A 20,827-nucleotide genomic window follows, 5' to 3' on the forward strand; every position below is an offset into this window, starting at 1 on the left:
TTTTAGGCCTTATGTTTGTATTCCCAACTCATTTTGGTTAGAGAATCCAAATTTTCCTTTATCCATTCATTTGTAGAATTTAAACCTTTTTCCAAATTAATCTGGTCAAACCAGTTTAATTCATTTCTCAATTTACTACTGTCGAGAAGATAACTTTGATCTTTACCTAATCGTTCTTCAGAAATCTCAACATATTTTTCAAATGGTGCTCCTACTAAATTAAAGATCTTATTAACTAATTCTCTTATTGAAATTGATTTTTTTGTAGAGATATGCCATGAGGACCCTGGTATTGCATTTAATGAAATAGATAAAGTCGCAGAGGCAACATCATCAATATGTATAAAACTTCTCTCAGATATACCACCACCATGTAATTTCATCTTTTTACTAGTATGTGCACTCAAAAATGAGCGTGGTATTACCCTATAAAGCTGTTGACCTGGTCCATAAACATTCGCAGCTCTTGTGAAAACCACGGGAAAATCGTAAGCTTTAAAAAAACTTTTTAGATGAAGGTCGCAAGCGGCTCTACTAACAGCATATGGAGTACTTGGAGAATAGATTTCTGATTCTTTTAACCACCCATTGTCAGTACTGCCATAAACTTCTGGAGTAGTAACATGAACATATTTTTTAATGAACAATCTCTTTCTAAGCATTTCATGCAAATTAACCTGAGATATTAAATTTGTTTTATACCAATCGAGTGGATTTTTCCAACTCTCTGCAACCATTCCTTGGGATGCAAAATTTACAATGTATTCAGGCTTAAATTTATCAACTAGAGCAACTATTTCTTTAGTTTCTTTGTTTAAATCATATTTATAAAATTGAAAATTTTTCTCAGAAGATTGCTCTTTACTTAAGTTAATGTTGCCCCATAAATATGGGAGAAAAAGACTGTCTGGTTCATTCGACCTGCTGACTCCTATAACTTTATATGAATTTTTTAATAAATAAGATATAAAATTTGAGCCACTGAAACTATTACTACCAATAACTAGAAAAGTTAGAGACATTATCTTTAAAAGTTAAATCATAACATATACAGATATATAATCGAAATAAAAAAATATAGATAAAAATTAATTAAAAATCAAGCATGATTATTAAGTTCTTTTATTTAAAATCATCATATGTCATAATATCTATCTTTGTAAAAGTATAAATTTTTATCAGATGGGAATGTTTAATCAGCAGCATTTTCAAATTGTTTTGCTAATGTAAATGCTTTGCGAATTATCAAGTAAAGGCCTATTGCTGCTGCAACTAATGGCAATACGATAAAAGGGTTTGCTTCATAATTAGAGTAGTCTTTGACACCATCTACATACTCAAAACCGGAGCATTTAAGAAAGAGGAAAGAAATGGAGATTATCGACCAACCAAAAATCGACAAAATCCCACCTTTCTTATCTCCCTCATAAAATCTGTCTAAACCAATTCCCCAACCCAAAAGAAGAAGGGAGCCTCTTGTAATAGCATTTTTTTCCTGTTTACGTAACATTGTCTAAGAATGAATATTCAAAAAACTTAGCTTATTTTCTTTTAAATTGCGAGCTTATGTGTATTTTTTCATACAATAGAGCTGAATTTATAAGCATTCATGATCACAAGTTTTTGCTAAGACAAAATTGTCAATAATTATTTAAATAAATTGAACATATAGTATTTTTACTCTGAATACAATCTTAACTTGTAAATATTGTGTCTATCAAAGGTATCTAATGGCTCGTCTAAGCGCCTTGATAGAACGCTTATAGTCACCTTTCGAGAAAAATATCTCACTTGATTTTTTAAGCTTATTATAAATATCTAATCTTTTTTGTTTATCTAGTCTTTTTTTATAATCAGTGATTAGATCATACTTGCTAACTATGCTCTCATTGATTCTACTAAGAAGATGAAATCTAAGATTTTCTAAAGAGTTAAGTTGTAGCTGTAAATCAAATAATAAACATCTGTTAAGAACAGATTGAATAGTTTCATTAAATTTATTTTCATAAAGCTTCAAATATTTTTGACTTTTAAGTAAGTCATAAAATGCCCCCCTAAAATCATTAGTTTTATATTTAGCTTCACTCCTACCCTGAAAAGCCAATGAGAGTAAGAAAAGATTGTTTTCTGATTTGATTGACAATTCTATAACCATTGAGAAATCATTAATAGCTAAGAGGTGTTTTTTAATAAGTGATCTTAAATATCCACAAAAGAGATAGGTATATAAAACATCATCTTTGGTATTGGTGATTTGGTTAAAATCTGATAAAAGATCGAGAGCTGAGTCAAACTTTCTTTCAGAAATATGGTATATCGATTTTAGATAGATTGAAAGAGAATCTTCAAATCTAATTAAATTTGACATTGAAACTTATTAATAATTTTACAGTAATGACTTGAATCATTTAGATCCACAAAAAAAAAGCCCATATGTGAGAGATCTTAACAGATAAAATCCTTAGAATTCATATCACTAGGGCCATTATTAGAAAAATTTGACAATTTATAAGTCATTTTTATTAGTTGATAAAAGTATATACTTTTGTAAGATAAAATATATATAGAAAATAATCGCTAAAATGAGGGACTTAATTGACTATCAAAAAGAATACATAAGCAATAATCCATTTGAAAAATACATGGTTAAGTTCCGAAGAAATATAATTCTAGAACAATTAAAAAAAAACAAATCTAAAAAAATACTAGAAATCGGATGTGGAGTTGAACCTATATTTGAATATCTGAATTGTTTTGATAAATATGTGGTAGTAGAACCAGGAAAAAAATTCTATGAGATAGCTTCTGAAAAAGCATCAAATAATAATAAACATGAGAATATAGTAATATTAAATCAATATTTTAAGGGAATTAATGAAAAGATAAATGACTTCGATTTTATAATTTGTTCTGGATTATTACATGAAATTGAGAATCAAACTGAGTTTTTGTCTTACATATCAGAAGTAGCTAAAAATGACACTGTGATTCATATTAGTGTACCTAATGCTTATTCTTTTCATAGATTATTAGCTGTTAAAGCTGGCATAATAGAAAGTGTATATCAAAAATCAGAAAATGAAAAAAAGTTTCAAAGAAATAATGTATTTTCTATGAGGGATTTTATAAACCTTGTTAAGGCAAATGGATTTAAAATAAAAGACAAAGGATTTTTCTCATTCAAACCTTTTACTCATAGACAAATGCAAGACCTATTAGATAAAGAGATAATTAACGAGAAGATAGTAAAATCTTTATCTGAAATGGTTGAATACGTACCAGAATTTGGGGCAGAAATGTATTTGAATTTAACTATTTAATGTTAAAGTAATTTGATGACTTTATTAATCTTATCAATAATCTCATAACAAATTTTTATCGGCATATAATCAAAAATTGGAAATGAAATAATAGATTTGCATAATAACTCTGTATTAGGCAAAGAATTAACCCTATATCCTAAGCTTTTATAGGCTGGCATTAAATGAATTGGAGTGGAATAACTGATATTAGTGCCAACTCCGTTTATCTTAAGTATCTCAGCAAATTTGTCGCGATCGTGAGAAATTATAAAAGGTACCAAATAATTTGAGCAAATACAATTCGATGGCCTTGGTAAAGGTTTAATTATTGAGCTATCAATATATTTATGGTAAAGATTATATATTTTATTTCTATCTTTAATATTAGAATCTAAATTTTTAAGTTTATAGTTAATTAATGCTGCCTGAATTTCATCCATTCGTGAATTATATCCGTCCTCTTCAGCTATATAATTACTATTAATTCCATAAAATCTTAGTCTCTTAAGTTTCTCATTTTTCTTTGAATCATTTGTGCAAATAATTCCAGCGTCTCCAAATCCACCAAGAGGTTTTGTGGGATAAAATGAAAAGACAGATAGATCACCAAAAGAACCTACCTTTCTTCCATCCAAAGTTGCTCCATGCGCTTGACTACAATCTTCAATAATAGGAATATTATATTTATTACTTAATAGCATTATTGATTTCATATTACATGGAAATCCAAATAAATGAACTACAATAATAGCTTTGATTTCTTTACATAGTATTTTTTCTAAAGAGGAATCATCAATTAATCCAAACTCATTAATATCAATAAAACACGGAGTTGCGCCTGATTGCCGTATAGCAGAAACAGTCGGTATGGCTGTATTTGCTACGGTGAGTACTTTGTCGCCAGCGCTAATACCAAGTGCTTTGAGAGAAAGAAATATTCCGTTTGTAGCATTGTCACAGCCAATTGAATGATTAACGCCAATATATGAGGAAAAATTTCTTTCTAATGTTAAAAGCTCTTCTCCAAATAAAAGCCTACCAGAATCAAAAACTTTATTTATTAATTTCAAATAGCTACCTCTATTTCGATCTAGGTCATATCTATAAGTCCAAGATGGTATGAATTCGTTATTCATTGTTCAAATAAATTGAAAATAGTTTGATAGCGATCAACAAGAAGATTACGTTCAAATTCAAAATCATTAGATATTATCATGTTAATAATAAAATTTAAGTAATTTTTAAAGCTATCATCTATTTCTTCAATTAACTCCTTTTTTAAATTATCATTTATTTCAACTATACAAGGCTTATCACACTCCGAAGTAAATATTCTTTGATATTTGATTACTTTGTCTTGAGTAGTTACTTTTAATCTATTGGTATAATCAAATCCAAAACCAAAGAAACCATTAAAAAGTTTATCTGGCGATTTTAATGATATTCTAAAAGATTGAGGTTTATGAGTTCCAATATTTTGGGAGAAAGAAATTTCGGGAAAAGAATTAACTCCTAAGAGTTGATATGAACTTATAGCATATGTACACATATCCCAAAAAACACCTGAGCCAGTAGTGTTATTAGTCCTGAATGTATTTTGGTCTGGTAGAGGTATAGTAAAACTAGTTTCTATCGAGCAAAATTTATCATAATTGTCTAAATGATTGAATAAATGATCAAGCTGCTTATGAAATTGCCATGTTAAGGCCTCTGAGATTAAGCAATGATTTTTAATAGCTAAATCCAATAATATATTAAATTCACTCTCACTTATAAAAGCAGGCTTATCTATTACCACATTATTATTATGACCAAGTAAAGTTCTAGCTAGGTCAAAATGTAGTTGATTTTCTGTTGAAATATAAAATAATAGGCATTTATTTGATTTAGAGAATTCATTTAAATCTCTAAGTAAATGTATTACAAATATTTCTACATTCTTAAATGGTAAAGATTCCTTTTCTAAAATTCTCCTAGAAAAGATATGAATTTTTTTTATAGAATTTATTTTTAATAGAGAGGGGATGACCTTCCTTATTGATATTGAAGAATAGCCAACTATTGCAATTTCCATGAGTTAGAAATTAGGAAAGAAAAGAATAAAAAAGAAATTGATCTTAATTCGGATGATATATTGAAACCATTATCAAACATATATTTTAAATCATCTAAGGTAATCCATATGTGTAGATCTGTGATCTTCATAGTATCTTTATCGTTTAAGTAAAGAATTTTGTGTAGATTTTTTCTATGCCAGAATCTACCTCCCTCTTCAGTTTGCCAGGAAGAATGTAACTCTTTAGAATTATTAGTATGAATAGAAATATTATCTTCAGTGAAAGGATCTATAAATGTCGTTGAAATTTCAAATTCTGTAAATGCTCCTGGCAAATTTACCTTTGATAAAAGTATATAAATAGTATTCGATTTCAATGTAATTATAAGAGTATAGATTTTTGGGGGTATAATAAGTAATGGCTGCGACCATTTGAATTCGGAAGAAATATTAGATTGTATTTTATAACCTGATATTTTATTTTGCTCTTGTCCATTTAAGATTAAAGATCCCTTGTGATATTTCGATATCTCAGAAATTTTTGAAAACGTAAAAGGTTTTTGCTTAAGGAAACTTAATTCACCAATATTATTAAAAAATTGAAAAGAATTTAATGTAAATTTCCTAGTATAGGGACTATTAATTAATGTTGATACTAAGAATTCGTAAAATAGTAATGATCTCAAAGTTGCGTGAATATAAGAACCTTTTAGAGCTAATTGAGACAAATTTAATGTATTTATCGAGAATATTTCGTTTTTAACATTAAGACTTTCAAATATTTCATCAGAATATTTAATAAGTACATTCAAATTTTTCTTATGTAAAAAAGTATCAGATTCTTCAGATTGTAAGCTTGAATAAATTATTGATGGGGAAAGACCATTAAAAAAAACTATGTCTTTCTTATATCCTCCATGTTTTCCCATCAAATTACTATATGTCATTTGAATGCATGGTGATATCTGAAAGAGAGGTTCATTACCTGGTTCAAACTTCTTTTGAACCAGGTAATGATTATTTAGAAATTTCTCTGAAGATATTTGTTTTAATGAAGCTAAAAGTCCTACCTCATTTTGAATTATTAGAAAAGAAGGCTTAGAATTTTGAATTATCCCAATAAATGTATAGAAACTATTTGAAACATGCTTTAAGGAGAAATCCTCACCCAAAAGCCAGTTATCTAATTTATTAATATCAACTTTACTTACTATGAAATTATTTTCTATATTTTGTAAATCATTTTGATTTTTGATAACATTTATCATTTATTGAAATTTATATATTTTTTTGATATTAACTAGATTATAAATACTTCGCAAATATTTAAAAAAAAATATTACGTTTTTATCCCATTTCAAATTAATGGAGGATGTCTTGACAATATAAACTTAGCACAGGTTTTGCAGCCCAGTTCACGTTTAAATTTATACAAACCGTAATTAGGTAAGGATTGACTAGAAGATGTTCCAATATCAAGAATATTAAAGCAATGAAGTTTTGCATACTTAATTAATTCACTTGATAAGTATGCCATAGGACTTAATTTATCATAACCATTAGCATCACCCCAGTAGAAAACATAAAGTATTTTTTCTACTACTTCTAAACATATTGCTGATGCAACAATTTCCTCATTATATAAAGTTCCAAAAACATAAAATTTCTCATGAAATTTATTTATCATTTTATTTATATCATCCCAAGACATAGAAATTCTAAATTTTCTTCTTATTCTATTTTGCAAGATTACATTATATGCAAGTTGATATTCCTCTTTATCAAATCTTTTAAATGATAAGCCTAAATCTATAGATTTTTTTACTCTCTGATTTTTATTATATGATACATGCCTTTTTTGATCAAAGTCATCCAAATCAAAATACTGATTTGTTTCTATATTTTTTATATTAAAACCACAACGATATAAAATTGAAATCAGCTGAGTATTATTCTCAAAATTGTAGACCTCTGGAGGTAAAGTAATAAATATATTTGAATTTCGATATGGATCGACTAATTCTAAAACTTTATTTACAAATATTTCCTTGGTATAATATTGTATATTTTCTTTAAATTCGAAAGATCCATAAGAACCAATGCATGGTGAACTAAATTGATTCTCAGAGATTTTTGAAATATTAAATATGGCTACACATTTATTATTTTTTACTTCTATAAGTGCAAATGAATTATTTTTGATATACTTATTTTTATGAAGATCTAAAAATTTTGATTGATTAAAAATACTAAAATTATTTTCATTTATATAATTTAAAGATATAAAGAATTCTTTATTAATTCTAATCTCTTTAACGTCCATTTGAATTCAAAATTATTTGCAAATGCTTAGGGTGGCATTTGTTTATTATAATATAGTAGCATTAAACTAAATTATCAACTTTATGGCAAGCCAATATTAGCTAGATACTGAATATTCTTAAAGAGTTAATTAGCTCCTTTAAACTTCTCATAAAATGAGAATTATATATTCTTATTTATATACATGAGAAATTCCTAGGCATATTTTAAATTATCCATTTACATCAATTTATTAAAAGAGAGTATTAAACCTCTGATTTTTTTCTAACAGAATGTATAGTAAAAAATAGTGTAAAAAAAATGGAACTTTCAAAGAATTCATTATTTAATTTATTTGTAAAAACAAGTATTTTTACATCTTTATCAATAATTACATTATCATCTTTAGTAACTCTCTACATCAACAGAGGGTTATTAATAAAAAAAGGCCTTCCTGAGTATCAAAGAGAAATAGACCTTGCTGGATCAAAAAAAGATCAAGAATGGGCTAGAAAAATAATTGATGGTGGCTACATACTTCATTTTAGACATGCCGAGAGAGATAAATGGATAGATGTTCAGATGTATGACTCACTTGAAAGTGACGCACATAGCAATGGAAAAAATGGGTCAAGGTTTGCAGAGAATGATTATTTTAAAGAAGCTGTTTGCTTAAACAAAAGAGGTATTATTCAAGCTAGAGCCATAGGTGAACATCTAAAGGCAATAAATTTTCCAATTGGCCATGTTGTCTCAAGTCCAAGTTGTAGATCAAGACAAACTGCAGATATTGCATTTGGAGGGTTTCAGTCATTGCACAGAATACTTGTTCATGAGGGGCCCTATAGTGAGAACCAAAAAGAAAGAGCTAAAACCCTTCGTGATTTTTATGTAAATCTACCAATTAAAAAGTCAACAAACACAATTGTCTCATCTCATAATTCAGTTTTGCACTCGGATATTCTTACTAATAACAACGACAAAGAACTTGATCTTGAAGAAGGTGGTTTCTATGTTTTATCAAAAAAAGGTGGTTCTTTATATTTAGAACATGAATTTCATAATTTCAATGATTTTATAAGAGTCTTTTATTTAAGATAAATTAATTAATTATTTTTAGCATATTTTTTTGTAATATTTTTGTTAATAATATATGCCAATGGTGAAATTAAAATTATATTTAATAAAGGTGCTAAAAATTTATTTATTTGCATGTATTCCACCCAGAATTGCAATAATTCCCTCCCAACCACTAATTGAGTAACTAAAACAAAGCAATAAGGTAAAATATTTCTTACGCTAACACCCACTCTAAAAACAAAACATGTATTCAAAAAATATCCAGTAATTACTGATACTATGAAGCCAATTGTATAGGCTGTTATATATGGTAAAAATGCAATACCTATGCAATAAGCTAAATAAGAAAAGCCAGTGTTTATTAAACCACTAATTAAATATCTTAATAGTTGCTTGTTCTTGATAATTAATTTACTAAATATTATTTTCATTGTTTTCTAATAAAAATTTTCTTTAAATTTTATTCAATTATTCGTAGGAGATAATCTTTATATTCGCAATCAATTTCATTGTGCGCTAAGTGATTTAATTCTGTTTTCGTTATTAAACCCTTTCTCCATGCAACCTCTTCAGGACTTCCAATTTTTAGACCCTGTCTTTGTTCCAGTGTTTTAATAAAGACCGATGCATCATAAAGCGATTGATATGTTCCAGTATCAAACCAAGCGATTCCCCTGCCCATAGGCACTACATTTAATTGGTAATCTTTGAAATAGCTATTATTCAAATCAGTTATTTCAACCTCACCTCTTGCTGATGGATTGATCATTTTCGCTCGATCTATGACACTATTATCGTAAAAATATAGTCCTGTGATTACAAAATTCGATTTTGGCTTTATGGGCTTTTCTTCTAAGGATTGAACCTTAAATTGCTCGTCGAATTCCACAACACCGTATCTTTCAGGGTCTCCTACAGAATATGCAAAAACAGTAGCTCCACCAACATGGCTACTAGCTTTAGTTAGAGTGGATATAAATTCGTCGCCATGAAAAATATTATCTCCTAATATCAATGCGATTGGTGAATTTCCTATAAAATCCTCAGCAATGAGGAGTGCCTCAACAAGACCTCTGGGTTGTTCCTGGGTTTGATATTCAATTTCTAGGCCCCATTTTCTACCATCTCCAATGAGATTCATAAATAAGGTTAGATCATTGGGTTTGGTAATAATTAATATTTGTTTTATGCCAGAAAGCATTAAAGTTGTAAGAGGATAATAAATCATTGGCTTGTTATAAACAGGAAGCAACTGTTTTGAAACTGCCTTGGTTGTGGGATATAGTCTTGTACCATTTCCGCCAGCCAATATTATTCCTTTGCGCTGATTATCTTGGTTTGAACCTTCCTGCACTTTTGATTAACTTTTACTCTACTGTAACATGATGAAAAAAAATATTCTGATTACAGGGGGAGCTGGGTTCATTGGATCAAATTTAACGAGGTTGATATGTTCTAAAAGTCAACTAGGGAAGGTAGTTGTATTAGATTCTCTAAGTTACGCAGCAAATATAAGTTCATTAGATGATCTAATAAAGAAAAATAAAATCAAATTTATTAAGGGGTCAATAACAAACAAAAAACTTATTAAAAGACTATTAGCTGAATATGAAATAAACTACATAATTAATTCTGCGGCTGAAACTCATGTAGATAGATCTATTCAATCACCATATCAATTTATGGAAACTAATATCCTTGGTACATATAATCTCCTTGAGGAATTTAAAGCATTCTGGTACCATAAAAATAAACCCAATAATTGGAAATTTCTACATATAAGTACAGACGAAGTATTTGGAAGTCTCTCTGAAAAAGAACTACCATTTAATGAATTGTCAAATTATAAGCCAAGTTCACCATACTCCTCCAGTAAAGCAGCTAGTGATCATTTAGTTAGTGCATGGCATCATACATATGATTTACCAACAATTATATGTAATTGTTCTAATAATTATGGACCATATCAATATCCAGAAAAGCTAATCCCTCTTACACTAATAAATATAATAAATGGTAATAATATAGAAATATATGGCAAAGGTAGAAATATAAGAGATTGGATTTTTGTTGGCGATCATTGTAATGCTTTGATAAAGATTTTAGAGAAAGGTAAAATTGGGGAGTCTTATTGTATTGGAGGCAATAGCCAACTAACTAATTTTGAGCTTGTCGATTTAATATGTAGACTAGCAGATATATATGCTAAAAAAATTGAAAGAAATTTAAGTTTTTGTCCATCCTCAAAGTTGATTAGGTTTGTAAAGGATAGAGCAGGTCATGATTTCAGATATGCTATTGATTCTTCAAAACTTATAAAGGAATTAGACTGGGAACCGAAAGTATCTTTAGAGAAAGGTTTAGAAATTACTGTAGAATGGTATTTTATGAATCAAAAATGGTGGGAACATTCATTAAGAAATTAATCGAATAAAATATTATTTTACTGGATTTTTGAGGATTTATGATTTAAGTAATAAAAAAGACAAGAGAATTCAATCCAGGGTATAGCCACAGAGATAAATCTATGCTCAAGAGAATTAAATTGGAATACAATAATATAGATAATCCCAGATAAAAGAAAAATAGAACATAATAATATACGATTTCTGATTTGGTTAACTTTTATTTTTGGTGATGCTTTTAGAAAAGAAAAGAAAGTTACACTGAAAAAATTATAAAAAAGAATAATCCTATAAAAAAGTAAGGATACTTTTAAAAATACTCTTTTAAAGATTTCAGGATTAAGTATAAGAGAAATTTTTGATGAAATATCAGAATCATTTAAAAGAATATTTTGCTGCTTTAAATATTGACTGATCTCTAAAGGCCATCCCCAAGAATTCATAGGATTGAAAAATATACTCATAATCTTAGAAAGATTTAAAGCTAATATTCCGCTTAAACCTAGTTTTTTTAAACGTTGATTTGAAAGATTGCCAAAATAATCGTCATCTGCTTTTGAAAAAGAGTCCTTATCTTTATATCTTTTGCTAATAAACTCTAACTCTAAACTTGAAATGAATGGATTAACACTGTTTTTTTGTGGGTTTAAGTTTAATGGGTTTTTCCAAATAATAGATCCATTTCTAGCTAATTCATGTTCGGTTACGACCCAGGTAGATAACCAACTTAAATAACCTGAATTATTGGGAGGCATAAAGTTAGACTCCAACACACTTGGAAATGGTCTGGTTGCTGATAGAGATAAGTTCCTCATTCCCCAGGGAGCTATTGAAAGCACTATTATTAAAATCCAAAGTATGGCTTTTCTTATAAATTCAATCAGTTTAAATTTGAACAGAGCAACTAAAAGTACAGGAATACTAAAAACGATAGATGTTGCTTTAATGTAAAGTGATAGTATTTGAATAATAAAAAGTATAGTAATACTTTTTATAGAAAAACCCTCGTATAATATTTTTATTATTTCAGCCAACAAAAATATACTAAATACTGTTAGAAGTGGTTCCATCAACAATAATCTATTGAAGCCATAAGTTAGAGGAGATAATGATAGTAATAATAATGAGTACTTTGCAAGATGTATGTTTCGAATATATTTTTTTATAATATAAAACAAGTATATTGCAGAAGACAAATGCAATATAGCTATAGAGATAAGGAATCCTTTTGAACCAAGTCCAAAAGAATAAAATAGTGACATATAATAAAAGAATCCGGGGAAGAAATGGCCAACTATTGTTGTACAAATCTCGTCATTATTGCGAATTGCAAAACCGCATCCATTTAAAATTCCATCGACAATTCTCTCATAACGTCCAAAGTCGCCGCTTCTATTATTAAAATAATATATGTAAATAATTTTGGAAGTTAAAATCGAAATAATAATCGTCCAAAACTTTGTATCAAGGTAATATATAGATTTCTGAACTATACTACGATTATACTTAATATTCATATAAATAAATTGTTCATAAATATTATACAATATAATACAACAAATACCACTTATAAATAAATAAGTGAGACTATTAGAGAACAAAATATATTTATAAATTTTAAAAATCAAATGGAATCATAGAAAAACAAGAAGCATATGAAACTTTTACACTCATAAAAAGCGTGTTTACAATATTTCAAGTATAATTGAACTAATATCTCTCCATATGTGAGTATTTTTCTACACAAAAAACAATGAATATTGATAGTAAATTTAAATATTCGATAGTGGTACCTGTCTTTAAAAATAGAGAGTCTTTACCAAAATTACTTCTACAACTAGAATTTTTGAATCAACAATTATCACATAATCTTGAAGTATTATTTGTCATCGACGGCTCTCCTGATGATTCAAGTTTTTTCTTAGTATCAAATCTTCCATCTCAAAAATTTAATTCTCAATTAATTAACCTCTCAAGAAACTTTGGTGCTCAAGAAGCTGTAATTGCCGGAATGAGCCTAGCTAAAGGAGATTTTTTTGCTGTCATGTCAGCCGACTTGCAAGACCCCCCTGAGACTATTTATAAATTTTTTAAGATATTAGAAAAAAAAGAGACGGATATTGTTATCGCAGTTAGATCATTTAGGGAAGACCCTCTCATAAAAAAATTATTTGCAAATATATACTGGTTTTTTTATAGTAAATTCGTACAACCGGACATGCCAGCAGGAGGAGTGGATTTATTTGGTTTTAATAATTCAGTAAAAACACATTTAACCGCAATGAATGAATCTAATTCGACGTTAATAGGACTACTATTTTGGATTGGTTTTAGAAGAACATTTATACCTACAAAAAGACTAAAAAGGCCATATGGCAAAAGTTCATGGAAATTAAGAAATACCTATAAATATTTTTTTGATAGTATATTTTCTTTCTCTGAATTACCAATTAAATTTATAGAATTAATAGGAGTAACAGGTCTTTTATTTTCTTCAATATTTGGAAGTATGGTATTTATTGCAAAAATATTTGGACAACTTAATGTTCCTGGATATACAGCTATCATATTAACAATTATATTCTTTTCATCGTTAAATATTTGTGCCTTATCAATAATGTCAGCTTATATATCAAGATCCTACAATAATACAAAAGGAAGGCCGAAATATATAATTGCTACTACCCAAACATTTATTAAAAGATGAATTAATTATCGTTAAATTTCTTTTCCCCGTATTAAAACAAATAAACTTTAACAAATATAGACTTCTGTATAAAATAACTTAATTAGTTGCAGATTGTGCATATTCTGTGCGTATTTTTTGGAATATTATTTAAATAATTAGGAGGAGACAGGAACAGATATAACTAATTTAGATGAGGGTTTATCTAACCTTAACTGATATCCATTAAGATAAACATATTTAAAAAAAAATAATTAACTGATTTAAACGGAGAGGGTGGGATTCGAACCCACGGACAGTTACCTGTCAAACGATTTCGAGTCGTTCGCTTTCGACCACTCAGCCACCTCTCCAGGAATAAGATTATTATTGTAGTTGTTAATTAGATATAGCTCACTGAAAAATATTTAAACTAATTTATTCCCATCCTGAATCTGCCATAAGGTTAATTGCTTTTTTGTTAAATTCTCCTAATTGATTAATAGTTACCTTGTCTGGAGTAAAAGAAGGAAAACCACTTAACTCTTTGGATTTATTAAACCCAACCAGTGGATGTTCATATGTTGGAACCGCTAGTCCTGAACTACCTTTAGGTGAAGCTAAATATTCTAAAAGTTGAATCGCTTCTTCTTTATTTTCTGAGTACCTTGCGATACCACCTGCGCTTACATTCACGTGAGCTGGATCTGGGGTTATTACGTCTACTTTTCTAGCTAAACGTCTGTCTTTTAAACCATTTACCCCTCCCAACATTCTGGCGACATAGTAGTGGTTGACAATTCCTATTCCGCATTTTTTTTGTGCCACAGCTCTGATAATTCCAATATCTCCTGGAAAATATGGTTGTGAAACATTAGCTAACATTCCATTGAGCCATTTCTTAGTTACATCTTCTCCTCTATTGACTAACTGATTTGCTACGAGTGATTGATTGTAGGGGCTATTCCTTTTTCTAAGACATACTTTTCCTCGAAGAGAGGGATCTGCTAGATCTGAAAAACTCTTTATTTTATTAACATCAACTTGAGAGGGATTTGCAACCATCACTCTTACTCGTCTAGTGAGTGCATACCATCGACCTTGAGGATCTCTATATTCAGCTGGAACATCTTTATCTAATTTTTCTGATCGATAACTCTGTAAAAGGCCTGATTTTGCGGCATTACTGATTCGAGCAGCATCTACCAACAAAATCACGTCAGCTTTAGAGTTAGAACCTTCCCTTTTCAGACGTTCTACTAAAGAAATTCCCGTAGCCTCTATCAGTCTGACTTTAATACCTGTCTCCTCTGAGAACTTTTTATATATTTGCCTATCGGTATTGTAATGGCGTCCAGAATAAACCCTAACTTCTCTTTCAGAGGATTTTGTGGGAAGGATTATTCCAGATAGAAGTATGGAAGTTGCTAAAAGTGATGAAGAAAATCGACTTGAAAAAAACATACTAAATTAACTAATGGCTATTTAATACATAGAATATCTATGCTTACAGAAAGATTTATGCGGCTTAAACATTGTTACCCTGCTTGGTAGCAATTGTACTAAGTCGTAATTTTTGTCTCCCTTGAATTATAAAAATCTTCCATGGATCATCTTATCCAAAAGTTATTTATAAAATCTGACGTTAATCAAATTAAAAAAAAGATTCTTAATGAAGATGCAAAATGGGAAGATGGAAGAAAAACGGCAGGTTCTCATGCTGCAAATGTAAAGAAGAATATGCAGCTTGATCGTACATGCGACATTTCTATGGAACAGTCAAATAAAATCAAGAAATATATGATGCAAGATGCACTAATAAGAGGCTTCACAATACCAAAAAAAATACATGGACTAATGTTTACTAAATCCTCGGGTGGAGACGGATACGGAACCCATGTAGATAATCCATATATGTCCTCAGGGAGAAGCGATCTCTCTTTTACTTTGTTTCTTAGTAATCCAGAAGATTATGAAGGGGGTGAACTATGTATTCAAACAACCAACGAGGAAAAAAAATTTAAATTAGAAATTGGAGAAATGATAATTTATCCAAGTACATACCTACACTCTGTGGAAAAAGTGACCAAAGGATTGAGGGTCGTTTGTGTGGGATGGATTGAGAGTTACATATCAAGCAATGAAGAAAGAAATTACTTATTTAATCTTGAAGCAGGTGCAAAAGGTATCCTTGCAAAATATGGAAGATCTGAAGAATTGGATCTAATTTTTCAGTCATACAGCAATCTCCTAAGACGACTTGGAGACTGAATGTACATTTTATACTTTTTTTAGTAGTATTGGATGTGTACTGAATTGTTAAAAAGAGTCAGAATACATTATTGGCATATTTTTTGATGGGTAAAAGATCCCCTATTGGCATTTTTATTGCTGCGACTGCAATTCTTGCTTCTGGTTCAATTACAAATGAAGCGGCAAAAGCCTATGACCACGACATGGGTGGACTAAAAGAATGGAATACGGATCAGAGTATAGAAGAAAAAAGCAAACTAGATGAAGCGGCCAAAAAAGCTGCCGAGAAAGCAAAAAAATCCGACATATGCATACCAATAGGAGAGGGTGAAAACTGCTGGTAAATTTTAATTTAATATAAAGACTATTCAATACAAAAAAGCCCCCCTAATGGGGCGCTTTTTTTAGGGTTTGTTGAAAATTACAAAAAATCTAAAAGAAAAAGCGTCCCATTAGGGACGCTTTTTTTACACAATCAGAATGATTGAAAAATCAGAATCTGAAGTTAGTAAGAACTACGTAACCAGTGTTGTCGTTTGTGTTAGTAGCAGGATCGTCGTTGCTGAAGATTGTTGGAGTAACAGAAACGTTGTCGTTAACTTGGAATTCATAATATGCTTCCCAAGAGAATGTATCCTCAGCAGTTTCAGTCAAAGCGCTGCCAGAAGCGAACTTGCTAGCAGATAATCTTGAACCAAAAGCTACACCAGCTTTGTTTCCATCAACTACAACGTCTTTCCAGCCAAGACCAACCATGTAGCCATCGGCTTCCTTAACGTATGTAAGGTTGTTGTCGATAGTGGTTGTGTCATAACCGAACTGAATAGCTGGGATGTAGCCAACTTCTTCAGGCTTCCAGTAAGCTCTTAGACCGATTGCAGTTTCAGAACTTTCAGCGGCTCTTTGTTGTGCACGAGTTGTTGCAAAGTACTCGTCTGTCCAGCCTCTGTCTTTGAAGGCTGCAGCAATAGAAACTTGCCATCTTGGTGAACCATACTCAACTTTTGTAAGAAGAGCTGTTTGGGCATATTCACCAAAGAGACCTTGGCCTTCATCATCAGCTTTTGTACCTTTTGAGGTGAAAGCTGCACTGACAGCCCATCTTGCGTTAGAAGGATCGTCAACAGACTGAGTCCAAGCAAGACCGAAACCACCAGTTGTGCTTGATCCATAAACAGGACCATTACCACCAAGGGCGAACTGTTTTAATACTGGCTGATAAATTGAAGGAGCACTAGCAAGCATGTAGTAGTTTTCAATTCTTGGTCCAACCCAACCAGTTACTTGGTCACCGATAGGGAATTGATACCAGATTTTGTCAACTTTAAGAATGTTGTACTCAGTACCTGAATCAGCAGAATTTCTTGCTGCTCCACTGCCAGCAGCACTTAAATAAGTACCTTCGCTTTTGTCCTTAAAGTAGCCTTCTACATCACCTGTCTTAATACGTGCATACAGTAGATCTCTACCAGTGAAACTGGTGTTCATGTTCAATGTATACATGTACTCCATTGTCAATGCGTTATCAACAGCACCAGCAGTGTCGCTGTTAACTGTACCGACAATGAAAGAAGCCTTACCTGTTAATTTTGTTGTATCAGAGAATTGACCAGCTTCGAATTCGCCAACGCGAGATTCTAAACCATCAATGCGTCCCTTAATGACAGCAAGCTCAGGAGCGAATTCGTTGATCAAACGACGTTCTTCATCGTTAACTTGAGCAACGTTTCCTAGGCACTTGTTTAAAAGTGCAGCAGCTTCGTAACGAGTGATGCTGCCTGAAGGATTTGCAACAGCACAGCCATGACGCTCAGCGAGAGATGTCAAAGCCTGGTAAGACCAGTCTGTTGGATAAACATCAGAGAAGCTCTGTACTTCTGAAGAAGAAGCGTAACCAGAAACTTCGTTGATGTTCAATTCAGCGGCATTTGCAGCCAAAGGTGCCAAAAGGCCCAATGCAGCAGGTGCCACCAGCAATTGCTGGAAAAGTTTCATTTAATTCCTCACACGGATATGCCCAAAAATAATTTGGGCAATCTAATTGTATAGCTTCATACAAAAATCCGCCAGTCTTTGTGCAAATACGAGTTTGATGAGTAGCAAATATAACCTTTTAGAGACTTTCATTGAGCAAGGGAAACCCCAGCTCCTCTCTTTTTTTTAACCAGGTTTCAGCTACTTTACGAGCAAGGATTCTGATTCTAGAAATAATGCTGGTTCTTTCTGTGACGGAGATCACACCACGAGCTTCCAATAAATTAAAGGTGTGACTGCATTTGAGTACAAAGTTAAGGGCAGGTATAGGTAAATTATTATCTACCAGACTCGCTGCCTCTTCTTCGTAAATAGAGAAAAGTGTTTTTAATTTTTCCGGATTAGAAGAACTAAAGTTGTACTCACATTCTTCTTTCTCAAAGGACAGCCAAATATCGCCATATGAAAGATCTGCATTCCATTGAAGTTCCCAAATACTCTCTACATTTTGCAGGTACATAGCCAGCCTTTCGAGGCCATAAGTAATTTCTATTGAAACTGGAGTGCAATCGATTCCTCCGCATTGTTGAAAATAAGTAAATTGGGTGACTTCCATACCATCAAGCCAAACCTCCCATCCCACTCCCCATGCCCCAAGTGTTGGAGACTCCCAGTTATCCTCAACAAATCTAATGTCGTGTTCTTTTTGTGAAATTCCAATCTTTTCCAGAGATGACAAATAAGTTTCTTGGATATTGTCAGCAGATGGCTTAATCAGTACCTGATACTGAAAATAATGCTGGGCTCTGTTTGGATTATCACCATATCTTCCATCGGTGGGTCTCCTACAAGGCTCAGGGTAAGCGACAGACCAAGGCTCTGGCCCTATCGCTCTAAGGAATGTATGAGGGCTCATAGTTCCTGCTCCCTTTTCAGTATCAAAAGGTTGGAGGATTAGGCAACCATTTTGACTCCAAAAATCATTCAAATGGCTAATTATCTCTTGAAAATACATTGTTATATCTCCTTCAGAAATTTTCTGGAGGGTAAAAAGTGAATTTCATCGACACCCCAAAATAGTTTAATAGTATCCCCCTAATTATGCAGACGATTTACAGAGGTGATAAAAGGAGGGATTGGACAGTTCATTATTTAAAATAAAATTAAATAAATAAATAAGGTTATTCAAGTAATTCAATACAGAAAAAATTCTTTACATATTATTTTAGGAGAAAACATAGGCATAAAAAGTGTTAATTCTTAAAAGATATTTAATAATAGAATGATTTGATAAATATGATTATTTTAGAAATAAATCATATGTTAAATATTTTTTAAATTGGGATCTATTTCTCTTATTGATATGATCTCTTTCAACAACTTAGCAGCAAAAATTAAAAATGGTATATAAATCATCATCAAATATCGGCTCATTGCTACTCCAAGAATACTTGGGCTAATCGATAACAAGCAAGCAAGCAGTAAAATCCAGAGATTAGATTTAAAAATTATTTTTCTAAAAGTTATCATTCCAGCAAAAGATAATAAATTAAGAGGATATATGTAAAATATACCAGTTGTGGTTCTTGCTATAAAAGGAAGAATACTATAACGCGAAAAACCTTCATGAGTGTCTCTTATGTCTGATAAGCCTGATACAAAGTCAGTTGCCTTCCATAAAAATAAATATATTGAAGATTTAAAATCTTGAAATAGATTACCATCGAAATTTAAAACATTACGAAGTACTTCCCGAGGATAGCCAAAGAAATTACCCCTTTCGTTTTGAAATATCTTTATTGTATCTGAAATATAGTAAGAAACATCTATCAAAGAATAAAATGTATATATTAAACTGATACTTAAAAGAAAAATAGACAAGTAACGGAATTGTGTATATTTAAATCTGTAAAAAACAAATTTAACTAGATAGGTGGACAAAATAACAACTGAGATAATTCCACCTGTAGGCCTTAAAGAGGATAGGTAAATACAGGCTAAAAGCATTAATATAAACCTTTTAAAATTAAATTCCTGTTGATTATTTAAGTATTGTTTATAGTCTAAACTAAACAAGTAAAGAATAAATGATACTCCTAAGGATATATAATTTGTCAGTCCACCAGACAATGAATAGAAATATGTATAAGGATTAATTAAATAAAGTATCGATGCAAAAAATGAAACTTTCTTACCAAAAAAAATCTCGGATGATGTAGCTAAAAATCTAAGTATTAAAAAAGAAAAAAAGCTTGTAATAGATATAACTAAAGTATTCCACATCATTGAAGTAGAGTCTTGATTGAATATCTGAGTAAATTTTGTTATTACTTTTAGGATAGTTGGATATAGAAAATTTCCTGTATATGCATTTTTTCCTCGATCAATATAAAAATATCGATCACCAATGTCTAGATATTCTGATGATATCCCAATAGGGGATTCACTTCCTGGAATATGAAAAAATATACTCACAAAAATAAATAGAGAGAGCATTAATAAAAATATTTTTTCTATTTTTTTTAATCGGAACATAATTTGCTTATTGCTCATTTTTATATACTTAATTTCATATTAATAGTCAAAGCCACCCGGGGGAAGCCTGGACTGGGCTCGCAATAAAAAACCGGTTTACAAAACTTCAAAGAGTGTGATACATTGCTTAACAATTAATCATCTCCAATGTCACCTCAAGCTGAAAAACTCAATGGCTGGGCCGCAATGTTAGGTTTCGTAGCAGCTTTAGGCGCTTATGCCTCCACAGGTCAAATTATCCCAGGTGTATTTTAAA

21 protein-coding genes and 1 tRNA gene are annotated in these 20,827 nt (G+C 30.7%); 7 read left to right on the forward strand and 15 right to left on the reverse strand.

Features of this window, described 5'->3' with window-relative positions; genetic code table 11:
- Positions 1-2: 2 nt before the first annotated feature.
- From AC6EJA_RS03660 to AC6EJA_RS03670, 3 genes are all read right to left on the reverse strand, one after another.
- Positions 3-1,022 carry a GDP-mannose 4,6-dehydratase gene (locus AC6EJA_RS03660; protein WP_498503246.1) on the reverse strand — a complete coding sequence of 340 codons (1,020 nt, stop codon included), beginning with the start codon at positions 1,020-1,022 and terminating at the stop codon, positions 3-5.
- 170 nt (positions 1,023-1,192) lie between these two features.
- Complete coding sequence (locus tag AC6EJA_RS03665) at positions 1,193-1,510, reverse strand: hypothetical protein (protein ID WP_498503247.1); 318 nt, start codon at positions 1,508-1,510, stop codon at positions 1,193-1,195.
- A 207-nt stretch (positions 1,511-1,717) separates the two neighbouring features.
- Positions 1,718-2,368, reverse strand: a complete 651-nt coding sequence (locus AC6EJA_RS03670; RefSeq protein ID WP_498503248.1) for a hypothetical protein — start codon at positions 2,366-2,368, stop codon at positions 1,718-1,720.
- Positions 2,369-2,582: 214 nt separating this feature from the next.
- Here AC6EJA_RS03670 and AC6EJA_RS03675 point away from each other — a divergent pair, with 214 nt between their 5' ends.
- On the forward strand, positions 2,583-3,320 hold the full coding sequence (locus AC6EJA_RS03675; protein WP_498503249.1) for a methyltransferase domain-containing protein: 738 nt from the start codon (positions 2,583-2,585) through the stop codon (positions 3,318-3,320).
- A gap of 2 nt (positions 3,321-3,322) precedes the next feature.
- On the opposite strand, the gene AC6EJA_RS03680 is transcribed toward AC6EJA_RS03675, so the two are convergent.
- The 4 genes from AC6EJA_RS03680 to AC6EJA_RS03695 form a co-directional block, all read right to left on the reverse strand.
- On the reverse strand, positions 3,323-4,438 hold the full coding sequence (locus AC6EJA_RS03680) for a DegT/DnrJ/EryC1/StrS family aminotransferase (RefSeq protein ID WP_498503250.1): 1,116 nt from the start codon (positions 4,436-4,438) through the stop codon (positions 3,323-3,325).
- Positions 4,435-5,376 carry a Gfo/Idh/MocA family oxidoreductase gene (locus AC6EJA_RS03685; RefSeq protein WP_498503251.1) on the reverse strand — a complete coding sequence of 314 codons (942 nt, stop codon included), beginning with the start codon at positions 5,374-5,376 and terminating at the stop codon, positions 4,435-4,437. The genes AC6EJA_RS03680 and AC6EJA_RS03685 overlap by 4 nt, the downstream gene beginning before the upstream one ends.
- Complete coding sequence (locus tag AC6EJA_RS03690) at positions 5,361-6,626, reverse strand: NDP-hexose 2,3-dehydratase family protein (RefSeq protein ID WP_498503252.1); 1,266 nt, start codon at positions 6,624-6,626, stop codon at positions 5,361-5,363. Before AC6EJA_RS03690 ends, AC6EJA_RS03685 begins: the two co-directional genes overlap by 16 nt.
- A gap of 89 nt (positions 6,627-6,715) precedes the next feature.
- Positions 6,716-7,681: a GNAT family N-acetyltransferase gene (locus tag AC6EJA_RS03695; RefSeq protein ID WP_498503253.1), complete on the reverse strand. Its 966-nt coding sequence runs from the start codon at positions 7,679-7,681 to the stop codon at positions 6,716-6,718.
- A 299-nt stretch (positions 7,682-7,980) separates the two neighbouring features.
- Here AC6EJA_RS03695 and AC6EJA_RS03700 point away from each other — a divergent pair, with 299 nt between their 5' ends.
- Positions 7,981-8,760, forward strand: a complete 780-nt coding sequence (locus tag AC6EJA_RS03700; protein WP_498503254.1) for a histidine phosphatase family protein — start codon at positions 7,981-7,983, stop codon at positions 8,758-8,760.
- A 5-nt stretch (positions 8,761-8,765) separates the two neighbouring features.
- Here AC6EJA_RS03700 and AC6EJA_RS03705 read toward each other — a convergent pair whose 3' ends face one another.
- Positions 8,766-9,170: a GtrA family protein gene (locus AC6EJA_RS03705; protein ID WP_498503255.1), complete on the reverse strand. Its 405-nt coding sequence runs from the start codon at positions 9,168-9,170 to the stop codon at positions 8,766-8,768.
- A 29-nt stretch (positions 9,171-9,199) separates the two neighbouring features.
- Positions 9,200-10,093 carry a glucose-1-phosphate thymidylyltransferase RfbA gene (gene rfbA / locus AC6EJA_RS03710; RefSeq protein WP_498503256.1) on the reverse strand — a complete coding sequence of 298 codons (894 nt, stop codon included), beginning with the start codon at positions 10,091-10,093 and terminating at the stop codon, positions 9,200-9,202.
- A gap of 28 nt (positions 10,094-10,121) precedes the next feature.
- Between rfbA and rfbB the strand changes: the two genes are divergently transcribed.
- On the forward strand, positions 10,122-11,165 hold the full coding sequence (rfbB, locus tag AC6EJA_RS03715; protein WP_498503257.1) for a dTDP-glucose 4,6-dehydratase: 1,044 nt from the start codon (positions 10,122-10,124) through the stop codon (positions 11,163-11,165).
- A 17-nt stretch (positions 11,166-11,182) separates the two neighbouring features.
- On the opposite strand, the gene AC6EJA_RS03720 is transcribed toward rfbB, so the two are convergent.
- Positions 11,183-12,661, reverse strand: a complete 1,479-nt coding sequence (locus tag AC6EJA_RS03720) for a hypothetical protein (RefSeq protein WP_498503258.1) — start codon at positions 12,659-12,661, stop codon at positions 11,183-11,185.
- Positions 12,662-12,897: 236 nt separating this feature from the next.
- Here AC6EJA_RS03720 and AC6EJA_RS03725 point away from each other — a divergent pair, with 236 nt between their 5' ends.
- Positions 12,898-13,851: a glycosyltransferase family 2 protein gene (locus tag AC6EJA_RS03725; RefSeq protein WP_498503259.1), complete on the forward strand. Its 954-nt coding sequence runs from the start codon at positions 12,898-12,900 to the stop codon at positions 13,849-13,851.
- A gap of 247 nt (positions 13,852-14,098) precedes the next feature.
- Here the strand turns inward: AC6EJA_RS03725 and AC6EJA_RS03730 are convergent.
- A tRNA-Ser gene (locus tag AC6EJA_RS03730) sits at positions 14,099-14,183 on the reverse strand.
- 64 nt (positions 14,184-14,247) lie between these two features.
- Positions 14,248-15,273, reverse strand: a complete 1,026-nt coding sequence (locus AC6EJA_RS03735; protein ID WP_498503260.1) for an extracellular solute-binding protein — start codon at positions 15,271-15,273, stop codon at positions 14,248-14,250.
- A 141-nt stretch (positions 15,274-15,414) separates the two neighbouring features.
- On the opposite strand from AC6EJA_RS03735, the gene AC6EJA_RS03740 reads away from it, so the two are divergent.
- Both AC6EJA_RS03740 and AC6EJA_RS03745 read left to right on the forward strand, forming a co-directional pair.
- A complete protein-coding gene (locus tag AC6EJA_RS03740; protein ID WP_498503261.1) occupies positions 15,415-16,080 on the forward strand; it encodes a Fe2+-dependent dioxygenase in 666 nt (221 codons plus the stop codon).
- A gap of 86 nt (positions 16,081-16,166) precedes the next feature.
- On the forward strand, positions 16,167-16,406 hold the full coding sequence (locus tag AC6EJA_RS03745; RefSeq protein ID WP_498503262.1) for a hypothetical protein: 240 nt from the start codon (positions 16,167-16,169) through the stop codon (positions 16,404-16,406).
- 148 nt (positions 16,407-16,554) lie between these two features.
- On the opposite strand, the gene AC6EJA_RS03750 is transcribed toward AC6EJA_RS03745, so the two are convergent.
- The 3 genes from AC6EJA_RS03750 to AC6EJA_RS03760 all read right to left on the reverse strand — a co-directional run bounded on the left by AC6EJA_RS03750 (position 16,555) and on the right by AC6EJA_RS03760 (position 20,589).
- On the reverse strand, positions 16,555-18,057 hold the full coding sequence (locus AC6EJA_RS03750) for an iron uptake porin (protein WP_498503263.1): 1,503 nt from the start codon (positions 18,055-18,057) through the stop codon (positions 16,555-16,557).
- Between the two features lie 118 nt (positions 18,058-18,175).
- Complete coding sequence (glyQ, locus tag AC6EJA_RS03755) at positions 18,176-19,051, reverse strand: glycine--tRNA ligase subunit alpha (protein ID WP_498503264.1); 876 nt, start codon at positions 19,049-19,051, stop codon at positions 18,176-18,178.
- A 308-nt stretch (positions 19,052-19,359) separates the two neighbouring features.
- Positions 19,360-20,589 carry a glycosyltransferase family protein gene (locus AC6EJA_RS03760; protein WP_498503266.1) on the reverse strand — a complete coding sequence of 410 codons (1,230 nt, stop codon included), beginning with the start codon at positions 20,587-20,589 and terminating at the stop codon, positions 19,360-19,362.
- Between the two features lie 129 nt (positions 20,590-20,718).
- Between AC6EJA_RS03760 and AC6EJA_RS03765 the strand changes: the two genes are divergently transcribed.
- Positions 20,719-20,826, forward strand: coding sequence for a high light inducible protein (locus AC6EJA_RS03765; RefSeq protein ID WP_498503267.1), 108 nt, complete (start codon positions 20,719-20,721; stop codon positions 20,824-20,826).
- Position 20,827: the final 1 nt, after the last annotated feature.

It is taken from the genome of Prochlorococcus sp. MIT2309 (assembly GCF_059772305.1).

What these genes read in the sequence shown, in the direction of transcription:
- AC6EJA_RS03740 (WP_498503261.1), top strand. Translation starts at nt 15,415, where the DNA reads ATGGATCATCTTATCCAAAAGTTATTTATAAAATCTGACGTTAATCAA.
- AC6EJA_RS03760 (WP_498503266.1), bottom strand. Translation starts at nt 20,589, where the DNA reads ATGAGCAATAAGCAAATTATGTTCCGATTAAAAAAAATAGAAAAAATA.
- AC6EJA_RS03745 (WP_498503262.1), top strand. Translation starts at nt 16,167, where the DNA reads ATGGGTAAAAGATCCCCTATTGGCATTTTTATTGCTGCGACTGCAATT.
- AC6EJA_RS03680 (WP_498503250.1), bottom strand. Translation starts at nt 4,438, where the DNA reads ATGAATAACGAATTCATACCATCTTGGACTTATAGATATGACCTAGAT.
- AC6EJA_RS03675 (WP_498503249.1), top strand. Translation starts at nt 2,583, where the DNA reads ATGAGGGACTTAATTGACTATCAAAAAGAATACATAAGCAATAATCCA.
- AC6EJA_RS03720 (WP_498503258.1), bottom strand. Translation starts at nt 12,661, where the DNA reads ATGAATATTAAGTATAATCGTAGTATAGTTCAGAAATCTATATATTAC.
- AC6EJA_RS03695 (WP_498503253.1), bottom strand. Translation starts at nt 7,681, where the DNA reads ATGGACGTTAAAGAGATTAGAATTAATAAAGAATTCTTTATATCTTTA.
- AC6EJA_RS03660 (WP_498503246.1), bottom strand. Translation starts at nt 1,022, where the DNA reads ATGTCTCTAACTTTTCTAGTTATTGGTAGTAATAGTTTCAGTGGCTCA.
- AC6EJA_RS03705 (WP_498503255.1), bottom strand. Translation starts at nt 9,170, where the DNA reads ATGAAAATAATATTTAGTAAATTAATTATCAAGAACAAGCAACTATTA.
- AC6EJA_RS03750 (WP_498503263.1), bottom strand. Translation starts at nt 18,057, where the DNA reads ATGAAACTTTTCCAGCAATTGCTGGTGGCACCTGCTGCATTGGGCCTT.
- AC6EJA_RS03685 (WP_498503251.1), bottom strand. Translation starts at nt 5,376, where the DNA reads ATGGAAATTGCAATAGTTGGCTATTCTTCAATATCAATAAGGAAGGTC.
- AC6EJA_RS03690 (WP_498503252.1), bottom strand. Translation starts at nt 6,626, where the DNA reads ATGATAAATGTTATCAAAAATCAAAATGATTTACAAAATATAGAAAAT.
- AC6EJA_RS03665 (WP_498503247.1), bottom strand. Translation starts at nt 1,510, where the DNA reads ATGTTACGTAAACAGGAAAAAAATGCTATTACAAGAGGCTCCCTTCTT.
- AC6EJA_RS03765 (WP_498503267.1), top strand. Translation starts at nt 20,719, where the DNA reads ATGTCACCTCAAGCTGAAAAACTCAATGGCTGGGCCGCAATGTTAGGT.
- AC6EJA_RS03670 (WP_498503248.1), bottom strand. Translation starts at nt 2,368, where the DNA reads ATGTCAAATTTAATTAGATTTGAAGATTCTCTTTCAATCTATCTAAAA.
- glyQ (WP_498503264.1), bottom strand. Translation starts at nt 19,051, where the DNA reads ATGTATTTTCAAGAGATAATTAGCCATTTGAATGATTTTTGGAGTCAA.
- AC6EJA_RS03725 (WP_498503259.1), top strand. Translation starts at nt 12,898, where the DNA reads ATGAATATTGATAGTAAATTTAAATATTCGATAGTGGTACCTGTCTTT.
- AC6EJA_RS03700 (WP_498503254.1), top strand. Translation starts at nt 7,981, where the DNA reads ATGGAACTTTCAAAGAATTCATTATTTAATTTATTTGTAAAAACAAGT.
- rfbB (WP_498503257.1), top strand. Translation starts at nt 10,122, where the DNA reads ATGATGAAAAAAAATATTCTGATTACAGGGGGAGCTGGGTTCATTGGA.
- AC6EJA_RS03735 (WP_498503260.1), bottom strand. Translation starts at nt 15,273, where the DNA reads ATGTTTTTTTCAAGTCGATTTTCTTCATCACTTTTAGCAACTTCCATA.